General features: G+C 61.8%; 4 protein-coding genes. All 4 read left to right on the top strand.

The window, feature by feature from the left end; genetic code table 11:
* Positions 1-571 precede the first annotated feature (571 nt).
* The gene (locus KF791_20845; GenBank protein MBX3735032.1) at positions 572-1,429 is read left to right on the top strand and encodes a hypothetical protein; all 858 of its coding nucleotides are present in this window, start codon (positions 572-574) and stop codon (positions 1,427-1,429) included.
* A gap of 586 nt (positions 1,430-2,015) precedes the next feature.
* The gene (locus KF791_20840) at positions 2,016-2,891 is read left to right on the top strand and encodes an ISAzo13 family transposase (GenBank protein MBX3735031.1); all 876 of its coding nucleotides are present in this window, start codon (positions 2,016-2,018) and stop codon (positions 2,889-2,891) included.
* On the top strand, positions 2,891-3,049 hold the full coding sequence (locus tag KF791_20835; GenBank protein ID MBX3735030.1) for a hypothetical protein: 159 nt from the start codon (positions 2,891-2,893) through the stop codon (positions 3,047-3,049). Before KF791_20840 ends, KF791_20835 begins: the two co-directional genes overlap by 1 nt.
* A gap of 206 nt (positions 3,050-3,255) precedes the next feature.
* On the top strand, positions 3,256-3,653 hold a 398-nt coding region (locus KF791_20830; protein ID MBX3735029.1), incomplete at its 3' end, for a hypothetical protein.

Below are 3,653 nucleotides of genomic sequence, written 5' to 3'. Positions count from 1 at the left end.
CCAGCCAGTCCACCTTCTGCCGGATGCAACAGCAGGTCGGCGTGGACCGGGTGGCCCAAGTGCTCCGGGACATTCAAAGCCAATTGCGCGGGGAGCCGCCCCCGGAGGACTGAAAGCGTTAACCCGACTTTCCCAACTGGAGAAGGGGAAGCGCGGAAATGGGCCTGATTCTGAAGATCCGGGTGACAGGTCTTCACTACGTTGGGGAGCCCGGCAGGGGCTCCATGGCGTTTGGGAAGGAGATACGGGGAGGGGATTGCGGGGGAAGCTCCAGTCCGAGCTGAGCCAGCAGCATTTCCCGGCAGCCGTTGGTCGGACGTGCCCAAGATGCTGTCGGCCGGGCGTTTTGTACCGGGGGACTTTCGTCGCGCCGCAACACCGGGGCCTCCGGGCTCCCCTAAGGGTACCGCAGATTGCTCCTCCTCAAACGCTTCCACGATGAACACGGGCCGGATTCCGCTCTTGACGGCGATGAAGTGGTGTGTGCAACGTCTGCTAGTAGCCGCTGGAATGTTGAACTGACGCCCACAGCACATTGTTGCCGACAGACAATGATCAACCGCCCCGTCCCATGAAAGTCACATCACGGACCGTCCTGTTTTCACTCGGAATTCTGGCAGCCTGCGGCGATCGCCTGCCATGCAGAGCCCAACAGTTGTTTCACTTCGAAGGATTTGTTGAGTCACTCGGCCCGGAATTCGGGCCGGGTGTCCCGGAACTGCTCGACGGTCGGTACCGGGTGGGACAGACGATTTCGGGTTACTTTGTGTATCCGCCTTCGGGGGATGATTTGAATCCCGGCCCTCCGTCCGGAGTTTTTCCAGGAGTCCCACTTTCGTTTCGCATTTTCGACGACTTCACGGTCAACAAATTCTCAACCCAGCCAGTCAATCCGGGCGGGGTGACCCAAGCGTACAGCTTTGCGCCGCTGCCCGAGGGAGATGAATGTTTCCTCTGCGAGGAAGACTTTGTGCAATATCTCAGATTCGGTCCCCGTGGCGTTTGGGGACTTCCAGATGCTGACCTCCAGGTATCCTCCACACATCCCACTCCGCATGCCATTGACGACCAGCACGCCTCGCTTGAACTCTATTATCGAATTGACAGCCTGCCGCAGGATCCTGACGCGCTTCCTCCCGCCTCTCAGCTGGAGAATCCGCTTCTGGTGGGCACCCTCACGGTGCAAATCTATCTCCCGGCAGAGCCGGATTTGGACTGCTGGCCCGATTGTGACCCGACCTATTTTCCAGTAGAACGGTATATCGTCGGGAACATTATTTCGGTCACCGCAGTTCCGGAGCCGAACTACGCGATTTTGTCCGGCTTGCTGCTGGCCCTGCCTCTCTGGAGGCTGCGCTCGGTGTGGACCAGCCGCACTCGCGCCAGCCCCGGCACCCCCGTCCCTGACCGCCTTGAGAAGGCATCCTGAGGCGGCCAATTGGTTCGGTTGGCATCATCACATGGCCTTGGTGGAGGCGGCCATGGTCTTCGCCCTCCAGGAGCACCAGCTCACTTCATGATCCAATCGGCTCACTTCGGTGCGTGACGTCGTCGAAATGGTCGCCCGGTGCTTTGAAGTCCAACCCACTCCGGAACAGATTGTCGCCAAAGAGGAGCCGGTTATCGAACAGGTCTTTGTCCGTGACTCGGTCCCGGGGGTGATGCGACTGGGCCGGGTCCTCCATCAGGATACGCGGCTCCAGCCGGGGCCGGTTCTCCCTCCCGATCCACGTCAGTTCCAGTTTCTGGAAATCATCAAGGCCGCCAGCTTGCGGGAGGCCACTCCGGAATCGACTGGCGCAGCGGGGCCCGCAGAGCTCCGACCGTCTTGACCAGTTTGCGGAAGGACCCGTTGCGGCGGTGGGCCAACGCCAGGTCCAGGGAGGCGCTCATCGCCGGCTGGTCGCCGGTTTCCGAGCAGGCGCGGTGGGTGGGCATGAAACGTTCGAGCTCGCCCTTGGCGTCGCGCTTCGACTCGCGATCGGTGGGAGCCATGGCATCCTTCGCAATGCCGTATCGGCTGCACAGGGATTCGAGGGCGCCGAGGAACCAGGTCTCGCATTCGCGATAGGCCACAACAACGTCACACGGTTTTCCGTTCGCCGCCTCCTGCGCCCAGGTGCGGACGCGGGCGGCCAGTACCCCGGGGCAGTCAGCTTCCCCATCGAAGAGGAGGACCACGGCGGCACATTCCACCTGAAGCCCGGCGAGTCGAACAGCGGCCTCAACGCCTTCCGGACTTCGAAACTGCGTCTGGGTGCGCCGGATGGGCCGGATGGGCCGGATGGGCCGGACCACGCCGATGTGCTGGCATTGCGCTGCCGCGAGCAGCCGCCGCAACAGGCCGTGGCAAAGCCATCCCCTACGGGATTTATGATCCGGCGAACAATGAGGGCTGGGTGAGTGTGGGTATTGACCATGACACGGCCCGCTTCGCGGTCGCCAGTCTCAGGAGGTGGTGGAAGCTTCTGGGAGCCCGGCGATTTCCCAAGGCTGAAGAAGTGTTGATCACTGCCGACGGGGGTGGAAGCAATAGCAGTCGAAACCGACTGTGGAAGGTTGCGCTTCAAGAACTGGCGGATGAAGTGGGACTCCGATTTGCGGTGTGTCACTTTCCCCCGGGAACGAGCAAGTGGAACAAGATCGAGCACCGGCTGTTCAGCTTCATCACGAACAACTGGCGAGGGAGTCCGCTGTTGAGTTATGAAGTGATCGTGAACTTGATTGCGAGCACGACCACGGCCGAGGGATTGGTCGTGAAGGCGGCGGTCGACACTGCCACCTATGAAACCGGAGTGGTTGTCTCGGATGAGGAACTGGCACGGGTCGATTGTCGCTCAGCCAGATTTTATGGAGAATGGAACTACGTCGTTCATCCTAGGTCGAAGTAATGGATCAAGTTATTCTTTCGCGAGCCCTTACCGACGGCGTGGTTGTGGTCGGAAATGAGGTCTTCGGCAACCGGATGATCTGCACCGAGGGCCTGCCGCTCACCGCAGGGCAACCGCTTTGCGTCCGCTACACGTTGGCCCAGGAGACCGGGGAATAGCCCCGCCCGGCCGGAAAAGGACGCTGCGGAGCGCACGGGCGGCAGATCGGTATTGTTGAGGACCCGAAGCGTGGCGTCCGGGCGGTTCAATGGCGACGTCTTTGCGGGTCCATGCTGGCGATCCTGGAATCCTGTGGTGCAGGGCAACGGCCTCCGAATTGGCGGAGCTTTTCACCGACGTCCGAATGTGACATCCTGCCGCCTTCATGAACGCCTTTGCCTTCGCGCTGGCCTGCGTGGCGCTTCCCCTCCTCGTTCCTGAAGCCCTGGCGGCGTTGTCCGGACGGGCCACGGGACCGAAATTGTCGGTGGAGAATGTCGGCGTGAACGTTCTGGTGGAATGGCCTGAGGACGCCATCCCCGACGGCTATGCCCTCGAGAGTTCGAGCGCGATTTCGGATCTGACCTGGGATCGTGTTCCAGGCGTCGTGACCAACGCCATTTTGCTGAGTCCGGGTGCGATCACCCGATATTTTCGCTTGAGCAACGCGGCGGCCGGCGGTGCCTTGCTCCGCGGGACCGTGCAGACCGGCGGCACGGCATCCGCCCGGCCGCTCCCGGGGCTGCAACTTCTCCTGGTCGAAGCCACCGAGGATCGTCCGCT

It is taken from the genome of Verrucomicrobiia bacterium, from assembly GCA_019634635.1.
In the GTDB taxonomy this organism is placed as follows: Bacteria; Verrucomicrobiota; Verrucomicrobiia; order Limisphaerales; family UBA9464; genus UBA9464.
Note: the sequence above shows the minus strand (reverse complement) of the source record. Positions and strands in the feature narration are given on the sequence as shown.

Excerpts from the sequence above, each read along its gene's own strand:
- KF791_20835 (MBX3735030.1), top strand. The coding sequence starts at position 2,891 with ATGGATCAAGTTATTCTTTCGCGAGCCCTTACCGACGGCGTGGTTGTG.
- KF791_20845 (MBX3735032.1), top strand. The coding sequence starts at position 572 with ATGAAAGTCACATCACGGACCGTCCTGTTTTCACTCGGAATTCTGGCA.